The organism is Methanococcoides sp. NM1, assembly GCF_900774285.1.
GTDB classification, from domain to species: Archaea; Halobacteriota; Methanosarcinia; order Methanosarcinales; family Methanosarcinaceae; genus Methanococcoides; species Methanococcoides vulcani.
The window spans coordinates 1-640 of sequence record NZ_CAAGTW010000029.1 but is presented as its reverse complement, the minus strand read 5'-3'; the positions used below and the strand labels follow the sequence as shown (position 1 = coordinate 640).

At 45.3% G+C, this 640-nt stretch carries 2 protein-coding genes; both read left to right on the top strand.

All coding sequences use genetic code 11. The features are described 5' to 3' along the window. On the top strand, window positions 1–456 hold a 456-nt coding region (locus E7X56_RS11615; RefSeq protein WP_135606897.1), incomplete at its 5' end, for a MotA/TolQ/ExbB proton channel family protein. Next, window positions 453–640 (top strand): DUF2149 domain-containing protein (locus E7X56_RS11610; RefSeq protein ID WP_135606896.1); only part of this gene is annotated, 188 nt, incomplete at its 3' end. The genes E7X56_RS11615 and E7X56_RS11610, both read left to right, overlap by 4 nt.

Below are 640 nucleotides of genomic sequence, written 5' to 3'. Positions count from 1 at the left end.
ATAGGCAGAAACGTTCAGGAGAATGTCAACAATTCCTCCCACGATAATGCCGCATCACATCTTCTAAAACTTGACCAGAACCAGCTTGTTACATCTTTTGCACATGATGCAGCAGAGCATCTGAAAAAGAACACTCTTTCTTCTATAGACTGGTTGTCCGAAGAATATGAAGTGAGAATGACAAAACGCCTGGAGCAAACAAAGATACTGTCTACGGTAGCTCCTATGCTTGGATTGATGGGAACTTTAATTCCATTGGGTCCCGCGCTCATCGGTCTTGCACAGGGTGACATTCTCCAGCTTGCCAACAACCTGATGATCGCCTTTGCCACAACAGTGCTTGGTCTTTTTGCAGGTATTGTGGGGTACGTACTTACATTGATCAGGAAGAGGTGGTACTGGCAGGATATGGCAGATATAGATTATCTTGTTGATTCTTTGGAGACCGGACAATGAGAAGGAAAAGGTATCATCGAACAGGCATCCTCTATGAGGAAGAAGACCAGAACCCTCTTACCGGAGTGGCTAACCTCTTCGATGTTGCCATGGTGTTCTCAGTAGCTCTATTGGTAGCTCTTGTGATGTCTTACCAGCTACCTGAGCTGCTCAGTCCTACAGATATGACCATCGTAATGAATCC